We start from the raw sequence: 19140 nt of genomic DNA, 5'->3' as shown, positions 1-19140 counted from the left end.
ACGGTCTGTAAGGCTTGCTCCCCCGGTTCCAGCGTAAAAAAATGCGTGGTTGGAAAATTTTGGTCCGCTGGCGGGGGATGGTCGATCATTCGCCGTATCATCGCCAACAGCGGACACGGCGGAATGGCATGACAGGATGGCGCTTCAGCAGGGTGATCGGCGTGCAGCTTGCCGAATGCGCGGCTCCAAGCCACACAGGGGCGGGATATCGGTCGATGGCGGATGAGCGTCGGCGCTATGGCGAGGCGTCCGATGACGATCTTCTGCGCTGGTCGGGAATGGGGGATCGTGACGCGTTCGATCAGATCGTGCTCAGGCATGGTCCGTATGCGCTGCGCACGGCCTGTCGCCTGACTCGCAATGTCGAAGCGGCAGAGGATCTGGTGCAGGACGCCTTCGTGCGGGCATGGAGTCACGCGCGCGATTTCGACGGTTCGCGCGCTCGGTTTACCACCTGGCTCTACCGGGTCATCGTCAATCTCAGCATAGATCTTGCCCGCCGGAAGCAGCCAGAACCGCTGCCTGAAGGATTCGATATGACCGATGACGGACCGTCCGCTGAAAGCCGTCTGGATGCGATACAGGAACGCCAGGCGCTCGTCACAGCGCTTCAGGCGGTACCGCCGAGGCAACGGGCGGCGATGGCGCTGGTGTATGACGAAGGTCTGTCCGGCGCGGAAGCGGCACGCCGCATGGGGCTTTCGGCCAAGGCGGTGGAACGGCTGCTCGCGCGGGGACGGGCGCTCCTGCGGGAGACGCTGGGGAAGGATGGACGCACGGAAGGGGAGCAAAGCTCATGATGACGCAGAAAAAATTCCGCACTCTGGCGGAGTGCTACGGCGCGGATCTCTCCCGCTGGTCTGCGGCCGATCGTGGACTGGCGGAAACGCTTCTCGCACAGTCTCCGGAGGCCCGTGCCGTCTTGCGGGAACAGCAGGAGGTGGATGCCGTCATTGCCCGTGCGTTCGACGCTCAGGACGCGGAACTGCATGCCCTGAGCGCCCATGAAGACACGCATGCCGCCCTGACGCGCCTGCGCGCAGGCGTGGCCGGGCGGATCGCTGAGCAAAGCGGGAAAATGAGCCCATCGCGTGGATGGCGGCGCTTTATTTTCCATCGGCCACGCGCGCAGCCAGCCTGGGCGATGACAGTAGACGGCCTTGTCGTCGTCCGTCGCGCGGGATTGGTACTCGGCTGCGCCTTTGCCGTGACAGGTGGTCTGTGGCTGGGATGGGTGCAGTCGTCCGGCGGGGCGGGCGACCTGTTCAATTCGCTACTTGTGATTCCAGTAAGTGGTGGCGGATCATGATTTTTTACGACGCGAACGGCGGGCCTCGCCGATGGCTGCTGGTCGGTTCGCTTCTGCTGAATCTCTTTCTTGTTGCCGTCGTCGGCGGTCAATATCTGCGCCATCGTGAGGGTAATGCACCTGTTCTCATGCGCGTTCTGCAGCATGTGACGTCTCGGCTCGATGCAAAGGACGCGGAGGCTTTTCGCACGGTATTGCGCCAGGAAGCGCCACGCTATGCCCAGGCACAGGAAAACCTCGCGCTGGCCCGCGCGGAAATCGACCGTCAATTGCTGGCGCCGCAATTCGACCCGGTGGCGACACGCGCCGCCATGCAACAATGGCGGGCCGCGTGGAATGTCTTCGTCGGCACGTTCAGTGACGCTCTGGTCGAGGCCATGGGCCGTCTGTCTCCAGCGGGGCGTCGTGCGCTGGTCAATGCCGCGCCACACCAGCGGCCGGATCTCTGATCCATTTTTTGACGAAGAAGGATACAGCTGAAACGCCTGATCCGGGGGACGCCGATCCGTCGTCCGTAGAACGCATGGTCGCCAGCGCGACCATGGTTTCTACCTCAACCCTGGTGGGTCAGGCTTCATGTTTCAAAGACAATTCTCCACGCGTAAGCCACTCTTCTCCTACGGGCGGACCGTGATCCCCCTGCTTGGCGCTCTCACGCTTGCGGCATGCACCTCGCCCGCTCCGGTCGCACCGAGTTTCGCGGTCATGCCTCGTCCCGACGAAAACTTCGCGACGTTCCAGAAGAATGACGCCCAATGCCGTCTCTACGCACAGACGCAGACGGGCGAGACGCCGTCGCAGGGTGCTGCATCGAGCGGCCTGAAAAGCGCCGTTCTCGGCACTGGCGTCGGCGCCGCTTCGGGCGCTTTGCTCGGAAGCGTGACCGGCAACGCCGGGAACGGCGCAGCGATCGGTGCGGGAAGCGGCCTCCTGCTCGGTTCGGTCATCGGGGCGGGTCGCGCGCGGCAGACCAGCCAGACGCTCCAGCATCGTTATGACGGCGCGTATGCCCAATGCATGGTCGGCCATGGCGAGCAATTGCCCCCACCACCGATGGCCTATGGACCGCCGCCCGTTATCGCCTATCCGCCACCAGCCGTGATCTACCCGGTGCCTGTCGGTCCTTAAAAATTCGTGTCGACGCTGTCGTATTCCGGTTCTCCGTCCGTAACAGCATTGGACAATCGAACGGAGGTCAGCATGTTCGACGCTTTCAAAGAGTTCGCGATCAGGATCGGAGCTTTTGCTCTTCTGTCACCTCTCATCCTGGGCATGGTCGGACCGGCTCTGAGTGACATGGCGTTCGCGCAGGACGGTTCCGGCGACCGACGCATGGCGAGCTTCCAGGCAGCTGATGCGAATCACGACGGGCACATCTCGCAAGATGAATTCGAGGCGTTTGCCAAGGCCCGGATGGCGTCGTCCGGCGGCATGCGCGCCGCCATGTTCAGCCGGCTCGCGCCCGAGGACCAGAAGGCACGGCTCGACGAAAAATTCGCCCAGATGGATACCAGCGGCAAAGGATATCTGACGCCCGACGACTGGCATCCGCAGTCCTGAAGAAAAACAAAGCGACCTTGAATATTGGAGGAAAAGAATGTCAAAAATCTCTCATGCGCTTGGTGGCGCCATCAGCATCGCGGCTTCCATCGCTTTCGCCGCTCCGGCCGGAGCCGGAACAGCGACCTACTGGGGGCCGCATGGCGGCGTGGCTGCGGTGCATACGCCCGGCCCATATGTTCACCCGGTGCCCGGTCCCTGCTGCTACGCCCCCTGGCGCGGGGCGGGGGCTGTTGCGGCCGGCGTCGCGGCGGGTGCCGCGATCGGTGCGGCAGCGCATCCTTATCCCTATCCTTACGGTTATCCTTATCCGGTCTATGTCGCACCGCGCCCGGTCGTCTATCCGCCTGCGGTCATCGTAGCGCCCGCTCCTGCCTATGTGTATCCGGCGCGCCCGATACCATGACGCCGTTCTTTTTGAAGGGCCGCTCCACGGCGGTCGCAGGAAAATTCCCGGTGATCGGAGCGGTTCTGCTCCTCACGTCCTGTGCCGGCGCTCACGTCCAGAATCCCGTGACCATGACCGATAGACAACCTGTCGCCCCGGTTGCCGTGACCGTGACGACCAGCATGCCCCGGACGACGGAGAATGCACCGCGCCTGGATCGCAACACGCAGGCTTTGGCCGCTGGCCTGGCGAAAAGCCTGGAGAAGGCACATATCGTCGCTTACCCTGCCGACCCATCGGAGGCGACGCCTCATGCGAACGGTGGTGAACTTGCGCTCGTGGTCGATATCGGCACACTCCAGGCTGGCAGTGCCTGGACGCGTGAACTGGTCGGCTTCGGGACCGGCAAAAGCCGCCTGCAATCCCATATTATATTATATGATGAACGTGGAACACAATTGACGGATCTTCTGGACTTTACCGTCAAGGCCGATAGCGGTTCCATGCCTGGGGTCATCGTCAGCGCCTGGAACCCGATCGGGTTTGGCATCCACAGCGCGCGTGCCATCACAAAGGAGGCGTTGAGCGACGGCCATGAAGACGCGGACAGGACCGCAAAAGCTATCGTCAAGAAAATGGTGGAGTACTATCGAGCGAACGGATGGTTGCCGCCTGAAAATGTGGGAAGCGAATAATTCCGTTGTCCCAGTCCTTTTCCAAGCCACTCAAATCGCGATTTCGAGCGTGTGTCGGTATCGGCCAGACCGTGCCCCCGCAACCAACGATACTTGCGATACGAACGCATCGAGAACGCCACTGTCCGGATGGACCGTGGCGTTTTTCTTGTGTGCCGCAAACTGCAGGATCGCCGCTAGGTCACCGCGCAGGACGATCGCCAGTTCGCCGTCGGCCGGCTGAAGCGTGATCTCTGAGACGAGTGTGCGCAGTCGTTCGGCTGCCTCGGTCTTTGTCTCTTCGGCCTGAAGGCTCTCATAGAGAGACGCGATCCGCTGCTGGTAGATCTCCGCCATGCTCGGATGGAGAAGGGGAGGCGGCTCCTCCGTGTTGGCCAGACGCTCTGTGACTTCGGCCTTGCGTGCTTCCAACCGCTTCATGTCGTCGACGATTGCCTGGATTGGTCCGCCAGCCTTGAGCGCCGTTAGAAGTTTTGCCAGTTCCCGATCAATACGAGGTAATTCTGCTCTCATGGCCACCAAATCGGCGCCGTGCTCCATGCGCAGTCGGTTCACCTCGCGGGTGAACTCGTTGCAGAACTCCTTGAACAACTCCGGTTCCATCAGATGCGTCCGCAGTCCGCTTAGGACCGATGCTTCCAGCGCGTCGCGACGGATGTTCAGGCGGTTGTCACACGTGCCCTTGTTGCGCGCCGTCGAGCAGCCGAGCAGGTCTTTCGAGATCATGCTGTAGCCACCGCCACAGCAGCCGCAGCGGATGAGCCCGGCAAAGAGATGGCGCGGACGGCGCCGCTCACTGAGCGCTTCGTTGCCCCGTTCCGGCTGGCTGAAGGTTGTTTCGGCTTGGCGCGCCTTCACGGCATCCCACAGATCCTGCGCGACAATCCGCAACTCAGGCACCTCCTGGATCACCCATTCGGATTCAGGATTCAGGCGTGAGACGCGCTTGCCGGTATCGGGATCCTTCAGATAGCGCAGCCGGTTCCAGACCAGACGCCCGACATACATTTCGTTGTTGAGGATGCCGGTGCCGCGTTCCCGATTGCCATGAATGGTGGACGGTCCCCATTCGCGTCCCTGCGGGCCTGGAACACCATCCCGGTTCAGTTCCATCGCGATCGTGCGCGACGACTTGCCACGGATGTAATCGGTGAAGATCCGTCTGACCGTACGGGCCTCGTCCTCGTTGATGGTCCGGTCGCCGCGAATGCGCTCACCCTTCGCGTCAAACTGGCGCACCACGTCATAGCCATAGGAATTGCCACCGCCGGACTTGCCGTCCTCGACCCGCCCGCGCAGCCCTCGCCGGACCTTCTCGGCAAGATCCTTGAGGAACAGGGCGTTCATCGTACCCTTGAGGCCGATATGCAGGTGTGTGACGTCGCCTTCGGAAAGGGTGATGATCCGCACGCCGGAGAAGGTCATCCGCTTGAACAGGCCGGCGATATCCTCCTGATCGCGTGACAGCCGGTCCATGGCTTCGGCCAGCACGATCGTGAAGCGGCCGCGTGTGGCATCCTGGATCAGTTCCTGTATGCCGGGGCGGAGCAGGGAGGCGCCCGAGATCGCCCGGTCGGTATAGCTGTCGACGATCGTCCAGCCCTGTTTTTCGGCGTGAAGCCGGCAGAGGCGCAACTGGTCCTCGATCGAGGCGTCGCGCTGGTTCTCGGAGGAATAGCGGGCGTAGAGCGCGACTTTCACAATCCCATCTCCCTAATCCTGGAGATCGCGTCGCCTCGCGGCCTCCACTTCAGCGTTGACGAAATCCCGCGCGGCCTGACGGGCCAGAAGCCGGACCAGACTGACCAGCCGCGGATCGGCTCCACTGCGTAATGGTGTCACGTTGGCGTCCGGGGCGTCGAGAACGAGCCGCAGCTTGCCAGCTATCGTATCGCGTTGGCGTGCCATCTTCCCGTCCTTTCTGCATGGACCTTTGCCTGGCTCTGACGGCACTTTGGATGTCGGACGGGCTATACGTGAACAGAAAAATACACGGAAACAAAGAGATGGATCGTAGGAAGAGGGCTTCGGGATAGTCACGAACATTCACGGCTATCGTGGTCGGCGCTATCACAAATTGGTGAGATAGCGACTATAATAGTCGCAATTTGCCGTGGTGCGTGTCGAATCGCAGATCGACTGGCGCAGAGAGAGCTTCCGTAAAGTCGTGTTCGTGCCATTCCGCGGATGCGATCTGGTCTCCGGTGGGGCCGGGAGAGAGGAAGAGGAAAGTGGGGTTTTCGTGACGGATTCAGGGGTGGGAGAGAGGCTTCCGCCCGTCTGTCACGGAGTGTTCCGCCATGGCGAGCGCCATCCAGAAAATCGCCCTCAATGCGTCCCGTGATATCCCTTTCAACAAGCTGGTGCTGTCGCAGTCCAACGTGCGGCGTGTGAAGGCCGGCCTGTCGATCGAGGAACTAGCCCGCGACATCGAACGCCGCGGCCTGCTCCAGAGCCTCAACGTCCGCCCTGTCCTGAACGATGACGGGACTGAGACAGGTTCCTACGAGGTGCCGGCTGGCGGCCGCCGCTTCCGCGCCCTTGAACTGCTGGTGACGCAGAAGAAACTGGTGAAGACGGCCTCGGTGCCCTGTGTCGTGCGCGAGGCCGGATCGGCCATTCTCGCAGAGGATGATTCCCTGGCCGAGAATGTCCAGCGCGTGGCCCTGCATCCGCTGGACCAGTTCCGCGCCTTTCGCGACATGCTGGCGAAGGGCATGTCCGAGGAAGAGATCGCCGCCGTGTTTTTCGTCGTGCCAGCCGTGGTCAAGCAGCGCCTGCGGCTCATGACCGTCTCAGACAAGCTGCTTGAGATCTATGAGCAGGATGGCATGAAGCTCGACCAGTTGATGGCCTTTTCCATCAGCGATGACCATGCCCGGCAGGAGCAGGTCTGGGAGATTATTGCCCAGAGCCACAATCGCGAGCCCTATCTGATCCGCCGCATGCTGACGGAAAAAACCGTGCGCGCATCGGATCGCCGCGTGCGCTTCGTCGGGCTGGACGCCTATCTCGCTGCCGGTGGCCATGTCATGCGCGACCTGTTCGAGGCTGACGATGGCGGCTGGCTGGACGATCCCACTCTTCTCGACCGGCTGGTGATGGACAAACTGGCTGGCGCGGCCGAACAGATCCGCGCCGAAGGCTGGAAATGGGTCGAAACGGCGCTGTCCTTCCCCTGGGGGCACACACGGGACTTCGCGGAGATCGAAGGCACGCCTGTTGCCATTTCGGAGGAAGAAGCCACCCGTCTGACTGCGCTGCACAGCGAGCAGGAAACCATCGAGGCGGAATACGCGCAGGCCGACGAGTTCCCGGAGAAAGTCGACTTACGCCTCGGTGAAATCGAGCAGGCCATTGAGGCGCTGGAAGAACCCCCGGTATCCTTCGATCCGGCGGACATGGCCCGGGCCGGTGCCTTCGTCAGCCTGGATACGGACGGCACGCTGCTGGTCGAACGGGGCTTCGTCCGGCCGGAAGACGTGCTGGCCGAATCTGAGGACCGCCACGATGCACCCGAGGGTGATGATGACGCGATCATCCATCACAGCGCGGGCGACGACGTCGAAGGGGACGGAAGGGAAGGCGCACCTGACGCCGAGCCCGAGGAAGAAGACGGATTGAAGCCGCTTTCCGATCGCCTGCTGACCGAACTGACGGCCTGGCGCACGCTGGCTCTGCGCGATGCGTTTGCGGCCAATCCGCATATCGCGTTGACCGAACTGCTCCACACGCTGGTGCGTGACGTCTACTGTCAGGTCTCGGGCGCGGACTGCCTGGAAGCCTATGTCCGGGAAATCCCGCTGTCGACCCATTCCCCCGACATGCCGGGCAGTATTCCGGCCCACGCACTGCGCCAGCGCAACGAGGGCTGGAAGCACGATCTGCCGGAGGACGAGGACGCACTCTGGCAGTGGCTGGATGGGCTGGACGATACCAGCCGCCTGGCCTTGCTGGCGCATTGCCTGTCTTTTGGGATCAATGCGCTGCATGAATCATCCCATGGTCCGTCTCTGGCACGTAGCGTCAGGGAGCGGCTGGCTCGCGCCGACCGGCTCGCCATCGCGCTCCGGCTCGACCTGGCCGAAGCGGGCTGGCAGCCGACGGTGGAGAATTATCTCGGCCGTGTCACCAAGGCGCGCATCCTCGAAGCCGTGCGTGAAGCGCGCGGTGACGAGGCTGCTGACCGCATCGCACATTTGAAAAAGGCCGACATGGCGCAGGCTGCCGAGCAGCTTCTGGACGGTTCGGGCTGGTTGCCAGAGGCACTGCGCACGAAAGGACTGTTCGCGCAGATGAAAAATGACGAAGTCCCCGATTACTCAGCAGATGGGCCTGCGGCGGTTGCTGCGGAATAGCATTTCCTTGAATGAAAATGGCGGCTTCCGGTCTCCGGGAGCCACCATTTTTCATACTGTCATGTTACTTGGCAGTCCTTCTGCTTACGCCTCCTTCCCGTCATTCGATCAGGCTTCCAGACTTCCCGAGAACTGACGTAGCCTACAAGCATTTCATCCAGCCTGATTGGTCGGATCGATAATATGGACGATCTCCAAATTTCTACTGATTCGTATCTTATTGGGTTTAGATCCGAAATTGTGTATTACTTTGCATCTCCAGCTAAAGTACAGAGGGCCTCGACGAACTGGCGTTTTGTCAATGTGCCGACATCCGCCGTCACAGTCTGTGCAAAGGCGAGGGGCACCGGCTGCGTTGAAACGATCTGACCTATTACTCGTGTTGGCAATGCAAGGCTTAATTGTTTGGCGGATTTTTCAAGATTATTTTTTATCCACGTCACACGCTGTAAATGATGATCGAGTTTGTCCCCGCCTTTACCATGAAATCCCTGCATCCAGTTCATTACTTCGCGTGCAGTTCGTGCGTGCCCGCACCACTTACATTCGATCACCATCCAGATACCTGTTGCATGATGCACTGCAAGAGCATCAATTTCCCCTAGGCCTTTCGGTGCACCAAGGCGCCTCATTTGGAGCTTTGGAATAACGTGCCAGCCAGCAGCACGAGCAAGATTTACGATCTCCGCTTCAAAGTCATCGCCTCGTTTTGCGACGACAGTATCATAGAAGGATTTTGCAATGTCTGAACGTAAAAGCTCACGTGACCATATCGCGTCCTCAAGCAAATGAGCAGAGTATTGGCCCGAAAACTCGAGATGCCGGACCCCATAAATCAGTAAGGGATCATCACTTGTATCCACTATAAGCACTGGGCGGACCATTAGCGACAAGCGGCGCTCAAACAACCAAGGCCATATATCGGCACCATTGAAGCTTTTGGGCGGGACGTCCCAAGCGGGCCGCGTAGCGAGGCCAAATGCTTGAAGAAAGAGATCAAGTTGATTGTCATCTATTGACGCCTCTATAAAGGCAGCTGAAGCAAGAACCTCGCTTCGTCGCAAATCGATAACATGTGCTTGGCGTTCAACGCAAATAGACTGAAGCGCAAGAGAAATCTGCACCGCATCGAATACCGGAATACCAAATTCGTTTTCATAAGCACCGAAAAAAGTATCCTCGCTATCGCTATCGCTATCGCTATCGCTATCGCTATCGCTATCGCTATCGCTACCAAACTCTGCAATGAAATGCTCCGGATAGCTCTCGACGTCTACATCGACGATTTCCTGAAGAGAAGCCCGCAGATATTCCGGCATTGCAATCTGTGCACCATCTTCGCCGGTGTCGAGCGAACCGTCTGGCAAAAACTCAAGCTGACCTGGGACTAGCTTATACTTGACAGCGTCGCTATACTCGGCACTGGAGATCAGATGAAATATCTCGGCAGATATCTCATCAATATCAGTAAGACCGGGAATGCGCCCCCCAACGAGTGGACATTCACACACCGCCATTTCTGCAATCACACGATAACAACGGTACGCTGCGTCTCTATTGCTAATTCTACCGAGCATCCAGCCCGAATCCTGCGAGGCAACATAGAAACGCGTCCTCGCAAGAGCGCCTCGAGCATCCTCTGCTCGTTCGTGCAGCAGAGCTTCGATCTGACGATAAACGAGTATAATTACTTGGGATCGATCAAGAGTGGAAAGTAATGCGCGACAGCGCTGCCAACGTGCGTCCACAATCTTGGATAAAAGGGTCTTAATTGTGTTGGGATCGGTAATTACACACTGTTCGTGTATCTGATCTTGCGAGACCAGCGCGCGCGCACTGAAGCCTGTATCGGTGAGATCGACTTTTGAAAGCGGTCGAAAGCTCGGAAGCTGGGTAACAAGATCGACAGCAACGCCCTTGTCGGCTGACAAAGTCACGTGCATCATTTTGAGTGCTGGATCGGCGGTAACGGCGTCGACCCAAGCACGGCGATCAGCTTCGCTTACCTCGACACCGCTGGCACTGATTGCGCTTAAAGCGATCTCATCGACTAAATTTGCCTCCCCTTTATTGTCCGGGGTTGCCATTTCCTTCATGAATTTTGGCGGAATGACAAGGACGACAGCGGGGAAGTCCTCAATCGACTGTCGTTCGAACTGTTGCGGCGCATCGACAATGAGGTCTGGTACTGGGAAAAGCCCTAATTCAAAGCACGGCAAGCGCCCAGAAAGTGGATTTAGTGGGTGCGTCTGAAGAAGCAGCATCCACTCAGAAGCAGTTTGCCAGAGTAAAAAAAGGAACTGACTGTCTTCCCTTGAAAAGGGTGGTCGAGCCGTGCTCACCCACCAAGAGCCGTTCCCTTCGATAACATAGCGCATCGTGCTCAGAACGATTGCACGAGGCTGGAAAAAGATCGGTTTGATGAGTTCTTCTGGAGCTGCTCTTGGGTTTAGCCGCCTCTCGACACGTTCCCATGTGCCATTACCGGCTTGAGCGCCATGAGTGCCTCGGAAAGCCCGCACGCCTGCAACCCAAGGCAAAATCGCGCTTGTATCGGCCGAAATTCCTCCGAAGGCTTCGAGATCGATGCCCGGCGGGCGAAAGGTACCTCCTAACTCTTGCCAAAATGCCCAAAAGTTTATGAGATCTGGATATAATGAAACGACAATGCTGTGCTCACTCAACAGGTGCAATTGGCGTTCCATCTTCCACAACGCGATCAGATCAAACGTTGGATCGGATAGAAGCAAGGCGAGTGCGTGTGATGGTAGCCCGACGATGTACCAGTCGTCCCTACGCTGAATGTTGACGGAGAAATCGACATTCCAGCCCGGGGAATCGTAAACAACAATTGTTAGTCCACGATTGAATTGCGTCTTAATCTGGTCAATACATTTCTCAATATAACGATTAAAATTCAAGGTAAAATTAGGAGGCTCATTAAAAGTTTTGTGGAGTGCGTAAGTGGGAGGATCCGACCAGTCTGGTCCAAGCCAAATTAGGTGCGCAGCCTTATCTTCGTCGAAACGTAATATACTGTGTGCATAATCGCCAAACATCTCAAAAGATGGCGCATCTAACATGAGAGTTTCATTATCAATCGGTATATGACTACGGCGTGGAAAGTCATAAACAAGCCAACGCCCCCAAAGCGCAGTGTATAGATGCTCTTTGATCTCACGAGCAATTTCATAATTACACTGCATCTCTTGTGTAAGGAATAAGCGGATCGCAGGGGAAACTAAGGATGGTACTGGAAGACAAAGTCCGAACGTCGTTTGCACGAGTGGACGTGCCATTATCTCATTTTCACCGCAGCTAAGATCGAGTAATGCCTCGGGCTCTGTGAGAATAAATCGCGCCAGAGACGCGGGGTCTATGGCAAGCTCTACGAGATCTGTATTGCTGAAACAGGATTGTCGACCTAGCGCAACTAGTGCTGGCAATCCGGATAGCCAGTTTTCGCGGTAAATTTCGCCACTTTTGAACGCAATTGGTTCAGTTCCGCAGCGAGCAGCAATCGCCTCACTCAGCTGCAATAGAGCTAAGCATGGGGAAAGATTATTTCTGGTAGCAATATGACTCTGTACAAAAGCATCGAGCATACGTTGTAGATGAAAATCGCTGCCAGGGAAATTTCCGAAAAAAATCCGTAAGTCTCCGAGATCCGGATGTGTCACTGTTCCAGAAAATACGTCCTCTGAAGGATCCTCTTTGCGGCCACTGTCATGGTCAAGCAACATGTTGAGCATTGCTGTCAGATCTTTCACGGTAGCTCGCTTTCGACCTACCGCACGAGCGATCGTAAGCTGGACTAGCGTGAAGACCCGCAGATGATTGTCTTGAAATGCGGGATCAAGCGAGAACCCGGCAAGCTTAACGAGTAAGTCGTCACGATCAAAGCGCCGGACATCTCTTAGCAGGCGGGATGGTACATCGAATTCAAACATGGTCGATAGGACAGCAGAAATCGGCATTTAAGCAAGTTATTTTGCGAGAGTTTTTTGCAGACCAGAGATGTCTCTCAGGGCGAGGTTTTGTTGGTAAATGGTGTCGCTCCAGTGTGATTGCGATAAAATTGGGTGAGTGCGACGAAGACAGTATTTCTCGGATTGTAGCTGCGCGTAATAACGCGTTAGATCTGTTTTATATTTTAAATATTCCATCGATTCTGTTTCTATTCAAATATTGATAGAATCCAAGAAGGCATACTTTGTACAGCTTGAATACAGCGGAATTGTAGATGGTATCCTGTGAAAAAGCAGGTTGGCCTACATCGTGTCCCACGTCGGTGATTGGCCTATGAAAGGTTATGATCAAAATTTTCTGAAGCCACGGAGAGATCAGAAAAGATCCACTTGAAGAACAATCACCAACAGCGGACATTCCACTCTCCCCCGCATGGCAGTCGTGATTTCCGATAGGTGACGGGAATGCTGCGTTCCGGGATGAGGGGCTGGGTGTTGCTGCGGTCGGATGGGATCCCGCGTGGGAAGCGGTGATCAGAGGAAGAGGGTGGCTTCGCCTTCTGTGCCGAATAACCGGCATCAGAGGAGAGTTTTCCATGACCACGACCACCATCCTGTCCCCTGCGTCCCGTGGTGCCGCGTCTGGCGGCTTCCGGATTGATCCCTCCCGTGGCGAACGCAGCGCCCGCGTATCGTCCGAGTGGTTCTCGCGCCCCGATGACGAGCGCTACCTGTCCCTGTCCGACCTGCATGCTGCCACTCTGGCGCGGGCGGATCGGGCCACGGCCCGCACTGTCGAGAGTCGCGCAATTCGCGTCGAGGCCTCGCGCGACAATGCCGAACGTCTGACCCTGACCGTGCCAGGACAGCATGAGCCGATCGCGCCGACGCATTGGTCCTTCGGCCAGATGTGCAGCCTGGTCAGCGCGCCGTCCTCCTATCTGCGCAATCTCCCGGCTCCGCTGGCGGCGATCAATCTGCAGCACGGGCTGCTGTCGCACCGCGCCGAACTGGTGAAAACGTTGGAGACCGAGGACGGGCGGGTGGAACTGCGCGCCGTGACCGGCCCTGATTACGGCCGCATCTGGGACCATGAACTGGTCGGTGCGGTAAGGAGGATCGCCGGCGACGGCACGGGTGACACCAACTGGAAGGTGCCGGGTGTCATCGACTGGGCCACCATGACCCACAATCCCTATGTCGACATCACCAGGGAAACCACGACGCTCTACGCATCGGATCGCGATGTGTTCCTGTTTCTCGTCGACGATACGCATCCCATTGAAGCCGGCCGTCTGCCCAACGGCGAACCCGATCTCTATTTCCGGGGTTTCTATGCCTGGAACAGCGAGGTCGGTAGCAAGAGCCTCGGCATCGCCTCCTTCTATCTGCGCGGAGTGTGCCAGAACCGGATGCTCTGGGGCGTGGAAAATTTCGAACAGATCACGATCCGGCATAGCAAGTTTGCCGCCTCACGCTTCGTGCATCAGGCCACACCGGCCTTGCGAAATTTCGCCACGGCCAGCCCGGCCTCGTTCGTCTCCGGCATTCAGGCCTCGCGCAAGGCGCTGGTGGCCAGAACCGATGACGATCGCGAAAGTTTCCTGCGTCGGCGTGGGTTCTCCAAACCGGAAACCGCGAAGATCATCGAAACCGTGCTGCACGAGGAAGGGCGCAAGCCCGAGAGCGTCTTTGATTTCGTGCAGGGAATCACGGCACTGGCTCGCACCAGGGCCAATCAGGACACGCGGCTGGATCTGGAAGAGAAGGCCCGCAGGCTGATGGAGCGTGCTTCCTGAAAGCCGCTTCTCCGTTTTTCCGCAAAAATGTTTTTACGAGCCCGGCCATTGTGCCGGGCTTTTTCGTTTCGGGAGTTCTTCCGATGGCTGATTTCTTCACGCATTTTTCCTGCGTGCTTGATGTGGGCACAGTGGACAATGCCGCAAAGGCGCTCGACCTCTACAACGCGTTCATGGACGAACTGGCGGCGGAAGACCCGCCCTCTGACGGTTTCATTCTGTCGATCGTGCCGGAATATGGGGGCACGAAACTCTGGATGCACGATGAGACGACCGGCGATCCGCAGCAGGTGGTGGAATTCGTGCTACGTTGTGCGCGAACATTCCGGTTGCGGGGCCGATGGGGATTCCAGTGGGCCAATAGCTGTTCACGTCCCCGGATCGGCGCGTTCAGCGGTGGTGCGCATCTGCTTGACCTCGGCAGGCGCAAGACGATTTCATGGATGACCACTGATCGCTGGTTAGCGATCGCCCTGGACAGCGGTAATCCCGACACAGGAGGGCTGGGCAATGACCTTGCATGACGCGGGCGATCTGGCCCGCCGTCTGGCGGAGAACGCAGAGGCTGTGTGCCGGCGGTATCTCTCCGCCGGTCGCCGTCACGGCAATTACTGGCTGGTCGGTGACGTGCGGAATGCGCCCGGCCGGTCGCTGTTCCTCCGGCTCCACGACACCGCCAACGGCAGGGCAGGCAAATGGACGGACGCGCAGTCGGGCGAGCACGGCGACCTGCTCGACGTGATCCGCGCAAGCCTCGGCCTGGTGGATTTCCGCGACGTGGCCGACGAGGCGCGTGCCTTCCTCAGCCTGCCGCGTCCTGATCCGGTACCGTCGTCGCGGGATCGTCCGGCACTTGAGCGTGGCTCCGCCAGTTCTTCCGAAGCCGCGCGTCGGCTATGGGCCATGTCCGGGCCGATCGCGGGGACATCCGTAGAAGCGTATTTCCGTAGACGCGACATTACGCTTTTGCACGGAGCCGAAGCCCTGCGCTTTCATCCACGCTGCTTTTACCGCCCGGACGAGGACAGTCCGACCGAGACCTGGCCCGCGATGATCGCCGCAGTCACCGACCTCGACGGCACTCTGACCGGCGTGCATCGCACCTGGCTGGCGGCGGAAGGGCGCGGCAAGGCGCCGGTCGATCATCCGCGCCGTGCGCTGGGTGGCCTGCTCGGTCATGCCGTGCGCTTCGGGGTGGCATCCGATGTGCTCGCCGCCGGGGAAGGCATCGAGACGGTGCTGTCGCTGCGGCAGGTTCTGCCCGATCTGCCATTGGCCGCCTGCCTGTCCTCGGCGCATCTCGCTGCCCTGATCTTTCCACCGCTGCTGCGCCGTCTCTACGTCCTGCGCGATGACGATCCGGCCGGGGATCAGGCGCTGGCGACGCTGCACGCCCGCGCGGATGACGCCGGGATCGAGCTGATCGGTCTGTCGCCGCGGCTGGGCGATTTCAATGATGATCTCCGTGCCCTTGGACGTGGCGCGCTGCGGGCGATCCTGCATCCGCAACTCGCACCAGCGGACGTAGCACGCTTTCTGGAGACCGCCGGCACCTGAGCAGGCCGGAAAGAGGGGCGGGCGGTTTCCGTTTTCGTCTGGCGGTCCTGTTGTGCCTCCCGTCCGGCTGGTCCGCGCCTCCGCCTTTCTGGAGGGGAGCGGGCGTCAGCCGGGTCAGGCCTTCAATGGCGTGAGCCGGCTATTTTCCGTCGCGCCCCTGTGGGGGCGCTTTACATCGCGAAGCAAAATAGCTGGCTCCCTGCCATCCTTCGCTGCGCTGCGGCCGCGCGCGAGCGCGCGGTTCCGGCCCGTCCCTGGTCTGCCGCTATCCGCCCCCGGAAAGGCCGCGAAGGGCGCGGCCGGAGACCTGGGAGGACCGCAACATGACCCGCACCGAAGGTTTTGAACCGCCGCACGCCGCTTCCTCCACCGCGCATGTGCTGGCTGAGCTCCAGATGTATGGCTACCGTCCCTTCGAGGACGAGCCGGACCCGAGGCCGCTGCCCGAAGCGCCGCGCATCGGGGGTGCTGTGGCCGACATCTTCGACGCTATCGCCGTGACGCTGACCGACACGCGGCTGGAACCCGACCTCGAAACCCTGCTCTGGTCTGCCGTCAACATCTTCCATCGCATGGTTGGCCAGGTCGAGCGTGAGCTTGACCGTAACGAGCATGCGCAGAAGCGCAGCCAGCAGGAACAGGACGGCAGCGAGATCCGCTCGGTGGAACTGGAGCGGCTGATCGCCGAAGGGCTGACCCTGATCGAGCGCCGCAACGCCTACGAGATCTTCCGCGACGAGGCGCAGGAGCAGTTCGAGCGCCTGACCCTGAGCGCGTGGCGACCAAAGGTCGGCTCGCTGGTCTCACGCCGCACGATGACGGCCTCCATGATCGACAGCCGCGATTTCCTCAACGCCCGACGGCGTGCCGAGGGCGAATTGCTGGTCCCGCCCGGTCCCAAGGTTGTCGTCACTGGCGGTCTCGATTTCGACGACCATATCCTGATCTGGGATCGGCTCGACAAGGTCCGGGCCAAGCATCCCGACATGGTGCTGCTGCATGGCGGTTCGCCCAGGGGCGCCGAATTCATTGCCTCACGCTGGGCCGATCACCGCGAGATCGTGCAGATCGCCTTCAAGCCGGACTGGACCAGGCATGCCAAGGCAGCGCCCTTCCGCCGCAACGATGCGCTGCTCGACACCATGCCGATCGGCGTCATCGTCTTTCCCGGAACCGGCATTCAGGAGAACCTCGCCGACAAGGCGAAGCGGCTCGGCATCCCAGTCCTGCGGTTCGGCGGCGGCGCGTGAGCGCCGTCTTGTCGGTTCCTATGACAGTCGGGGGTAGAATTTTTCACTTTGCATGAGCTGGTATGCGCGGTTCATTTGAAGGCCACGCCAGAAACCTAATATAGCGAGGACAAGATAAGAAATAACTAAAAATGCACCAATAGCCTGACTTTTATGTTGGATAAAAATGGCAAAAGCCATCACCGGAAAATAGGAAAAAGCAGATACCCCATAAGATAAATTACTCTGGACGTAGAAATATTTCGCACTTTTCTTTCGAGGACTCTCGATGATGTTTTTTTCTACATTTAGTCGCACCAGGTGTCGCACGGCTCTCATGTCTCGTAGCATGACGAGAGGATTGCTACGTGCAAAAGCGAATTCAATTTCAGGTATTGGATAAAAGCTACTCAACGCATCTCCGACCGCAATATACAGCGCATATCTGTTGGCTGTATTTTTGCACGGGTCTTGAGAAAAAAGAGCAAAGATTCTTTCTGTCTTTGACTTTGATAGGTGAAGAAATCCAAATCGTATTTTGTAAATAAACTTAAAAAAATTAGCGGCTGCAATAGATATTGGAGCAATGTATTTTATAAAATATCCTATAATTTCTGAAGTAGTAAGCATTTTTTCACTCCAATTGTCGTCTTGGTGAGGTGGTCCATTTTGAATTCCTTAAAGGAATTCTGTGGTTTTGTTATGTCTGCAATATTTTGGTGGACGACATTGCGTTCGCCCGCTTTACCGGCATGGCCCCGCCCGGACCGGCCGGCGGGAATATCGCGCGGGTCTGACTGCCTGAACGGCAGTTGGCGGGCAGGCCAGGATCAGGCACCAGCCTGTCTTTCCACGTCATCGAGAGCCGGAGAACGATGGGCCGAGAAGCCCGTAACCGGCGTGCTGGGCCGGATACGGTTCGCCTGTTGAGACATCAGGACTGGCGCTCTGATGGTCCGCAGGCCGATCGCAACGGGGAAAGCCGGGCCTGTCCGGCGAGGTGCTGTCCCGGAATGGGCCGGTTCGGTGGCTGGTATGGAAGGAGGATGACGCCGCTATTCTGGTTGCCGCCGGATTTCGTGTGCTGTGCCGGTCGCCATGGTCTCCGTGATGGGTGCTCTGTCGGGCCGCGCACGCATGCTGCCTCTCAAGATGGCTGATCTAGCCGAAGGCCGGCTACGCCTCGATCGGCTATGGCGCAACAGCGGGCCATAATTTTCTTCCCCTGCCGGCTGCGCCGTCATTCCTCGCGAAACAAGAAAATTCCGTCCCGCTGTCCTCCGCTACGCTTCGGTCCCTGCGGGATGCGCCGCCGCTCGCCTCCGTCTGTCCGATCGCCATCGAGGCCGCAATGGTGCGGGCTCGATAACAGAGATCACGGAGCAGTATCATGGCCACCATCGGCACCTTCAAGAAAGTCGGCAACGGGTATAACGGCGAGATCGTCACCCTCTCGCTCCAGACCCCCAACGTCCGCATCGCCCCCGAGACCACGCGCGCGAACGAGAACGCCCCCAGCCACCGCGTCTTCGTCGGCCGGGTGGAGATCGGAGCGGCCTGGTCCCGGCGCTCCAACGAGGGGCGCGACTATCTGAGCCTCAAGCTCGACGACCCGAGCTTCAACGCCCCGATCTTCGCCAATCTCTTCGATGACGAGGACGGCGAGGGCTACAGTCTGATCTGGTCCCGCCCCAACGGTCGCCGCAACGGCGACTGAGGCGCCCGCGATCCCCCGCCCGGTCGGTCCGGGCGGGGCCTTCGCATGACCGATCGGGAACCGGCACATGGGCGCAGCAGTCGCGCCGTGCCCGATCCGCCGGTGTGCGGGCAGGAAAGGGGAACAGGGGCTTCCCTCAGCCTTCCCATTGTACCATGCCCGGCGTGAACCGCCTCAAGGACGCGCGGTCCCCCCAATTTTGCCCGGCGCACCCTGCGGGCACACCAGACAAAATCGGCTCCCCCGCGCGCCGCTGGCGCGGTCGCCGGCGGCGATCCCTGACCCGGTTCACGCGTGCATGAGGCGGAGTCCTGTCTTCGACAAACGAAAGGAGCAGGACGATGACCACGCTACACGACCACATCCAGATGCTGCGCGCCGAACTCACCAGCTACGCACTCAGCCGCCGCGAGCGGGTACAGATCGAGCGCGAACTGAAGCTGGCATGCGCGCAATTCGCGGCGGACCGATGCGACGAGACACCCCCCGCATAGAGCGGGGGGCTTTTCGTATGGTCGCCCGTACCTTCGGACATCCAGACGTCGGTTCCACTTGGCCAT

The 19140-nt window shown here is 59.3% G+C and carries 18 protein-coding genes; 14 read left to right on the top strand and 4 right to left on the bottom strand.

The window, feature by feature from the left end:
- Positions 1–128: 128 nt before the first annotated feature.
- The 7 genes from HKD27_RS12820 to HKD27_RS12790 all read left to right on the top strand — a co-directional run bounded on the left by HKD27_RS12820 (position 129) and on the right by HKD27_RS12790 (position 3952).
- A complete protein-coding gene (locus HKD27_RS12820; RefSeq protein WP_228518514.1) occupies positions 129–800 on the top strand; it encodes a sigma-70 family RNA polymerase sigma factor in 672 nt (223 codons plus the stop codon).
- Positions 797–1309 (top strand): hypothetical protein, encoded by a 513-nt coding sequence (locus HKD27_RS12815; RefSeq protein WP_194689804.1) that lies wholly within the window; start codon positions 797–799, stop codon positions 1307–1309. Before HKD27_RS12820 ends, HKD27_RS12815 begins: the two co-directional genes overlap by 4 nt.
- Complete coding sequence (locus HKD27_RS12810; RefSeq protein ID WP_194689803.1) at positions 1306–1758, top strand: periplasmic heavy metal sensor; 453 nt, start codon at positions 1306–1308, stop codon at positions 1756–1758. The genes HKD27_RS12815 and HKD27_RS12810 overlap by 4 nt, the downstream gene beginning before the upstream one ends.
- Positions 1759–1885: 127 nt before the next feature.
- On the top strand, positions 1886–2437 hold the full coding sequence (locus HKD27_RS12805) for a glycine zipper family protein (protein ID WP_194689802.1): 552 nt from the start codon (positions 1886–1888) through the stop codon (positions 2435–2437).
- Between the two features lie 72 nt (positions 2438–2509).
- A complete protein-coding gene (locus tag HKD27_RS12800) occupies positions 2510–2869 on the top strand; it encodes an EF-hand domain-containing protein (protein WP_194689801.1) in 360 nt (119 codons plus the stop codon).
- Positions 2870–2906: 37 nt separating this feature from the next.
- A complete protein-coding gene (locus HKD27_RS12795; protein WP_194689800.1) occupies positions 2907–3275 on the top strand; it encodes a hypothetical protein in 369 nt (122 codons plus the stop codon).
- Positions 3272–3952 carry a DUF4410 domain-containing protein gene (locus HKD27_RS12790; RefSeq protein WP_194689799.1) on the top strand — a complete coding sequence of 227 codons (681 nt, stop codon included), beginning with the start codon at positions 3272–3274 and terminating at the stop codon, positions 3950–3952. The genes HKD27_RS12795 and HKD27_RS12790 overlap by 4 nt, the downstream gene beginning before the upstream one ends.
- A 30-nt stretch (positions 3953–3982) precedes the next feature.
- On the opposite strand, the gene HKD27_RS12785 is transcribed toward HKD27_RS12790, so the two are convergent.
- Both HKD27_RS12785 and HKD27_RS12780 read right to left on the bottom strand, forming a co-directional pair.
- Positions 3983–5653, bottom strand: a complete 1671-nt coding sequence (locus HKD27_RS12785; RefSeq protein WP_194689798.1) for a recombinase family protein — start codon at positions 5651–5653, stop codon at positions 3983–3985.
- A 12-nt stretch (positions 5654–5665) separates the two neighbouring features.
- Positions 5666–5860 (bottom strand): hypothetical protein, encoded by a 195-nt coding sequence (locus tag HKD27_RS12780; RefSeq protein WP_007400124.1) that lies wholly within the window; start codon positions 5858–5860, stop codon positions 5666–5668.
- Positions 5861–6252: 392 nt separating this feature from the next.
- Here HKD27_RS12780 and HKD27_RS12775 point away from each other — a divergent pair, with 392 nt between their 5' ends.
- Positions 6253–8310 carry a ParB/RepB/Spo0J family partition protein gene (locus HKD27_RS12775; protein WP_194689797.1) on the top strand — a complete coding sequence of 686 codons (2058 nt, stop codon included), beginning with the start codon at positions 6253–6255 and terminating at the stop codon, positions 8308–8310.
- 245 nt (positions 8311–8555) lie between these two features.
- On the opposite strand, the gene HKD27_RS12770 is transcribed toward HKD27_RS12775, so the two are convergent.
- Positions 8556–12080, bottom strand: a complete 3525-nt coding sequence (locus HKD27_RS12770; protein WP_194689796.1) for a hypothetical protein — start codon at positions 12078–12080, stop codon at positions 8556–8558.
- A gap of 794 nt (positions 12081–12874) precedes the next feature.
- On the opposite strand from HKD27_RS12770, the gene HKD27_RS12765 reads away from it, so the two are divergent.
- The 4 genes from HKD27_RS12765 to HKD27_RS12750 all read left to right on the top strand — a co-directional run bounded on the left by HKD27_RS12765 (position 12875) and on the right by HKD27_RS12750 (position 16884).
- The gene (locus tag HKD27_RS12765) at positions 12875–14077 is read left to right on the top strand and encodes a DUF932 domain-containing protein (protein ID WP_194689795.1); all 1203 of its coding nucleotides are present in this window, start codon (positions 12875–12877) and stop codon (positions 14075–14077) included.
- Between the two features lie 83 nt (positions 14078–14160).
- Complete coding sequence (locus HKD27_RS12760; protein ID WP_194689794.1) at positions 14161–14601, top strand: hypothetical protein; 441 nt, start codon at positions 14161–14163, stop codon at positions 14599–14601.
- Positions 14588–15634 carry a toprim domain-containing protein gene (locus HKD27_RS12755; protein ID WP_194689793.1) on the top strand — a complete coding sequence of 349 codons (1047 nt, stop codon included), beginning with the start codon at positions 14588–14590 and terminating at the stop codon, positions 15632–15634. Before HKD27_RS12760 ends, HKD27_RS12755 begins: the two co-directional genes overlap by 14 nt.
- Positions 15635–15957: 323 nt before the next feature.
- A complete protein-coding gene (locus tag HKD27_RS12750; RefSeq protein ID WP_194689792.1) occupies positions 15958–16884 on the top strand; it encodes a DUF2493 domain-containing protein in 927 nt (308 codons plus the stop codon).
- Positions 16885–16902: 18 nt separating this feature from the next.
- Here HKD27_RS12750 and HKD27_RS12745 read toward each other — a convergent pair whose 3' ends face one another.
- Positions 16903–17493 carry a hypothetical protein gene (locus HKD27_RS12745; protein ID WP_194689791.1) on the bottom strand — a complete coding sequence of 197 codons (591 nt, stop codon included), beginning with the start codon at positions 17491–17493 and terminating at the stop codon, positions 16903–16905.
- Between the two features lie 760 nt (positions 17494–18253).
- Between HKD27_RS12745 and HKD27_RS12740 the strand changes: the two genes are divergently transcribed.
- Complete coding sequence (locus HKD27_RS12740) at positions 18254–18580, top strand: DUF736 domain-containing protein (RefSeq protein WP_012553539.1); 327 nt, start codon at positions 18254–18256, stop codon at positions 18578–18580.
- Between the two features lie 341 nt (positions 18581–18921).
- On the top strand, positions 18922–19074 hold the full coding sequence (locus tag HKD27_RS12735) for a hypothetical protein (RefSeq protein ID WP_194689790.1): 153 nt from the start codon (positions 18922–18924) through the stop codon (positions 19072–19074).
- Positions 19075–19140: the final 66 nt, after the last annotated feature.

Origin of the sequence: Gluconobacter sp. R75690, from assembly GCF_015244525.1 — a bacterium.
GTDB classification, from domain to species: Bacteria; Pseudomonadota; Alphaproteobacteria; order Acetobacterales; family Acetobacteraceae; genus Gluconobacter; species Gluconobacter potus.
Note: the sequence above shows the minus strand (reverse complement) of the source record. Positions and strands in the feature narration are given on the sequence as shown.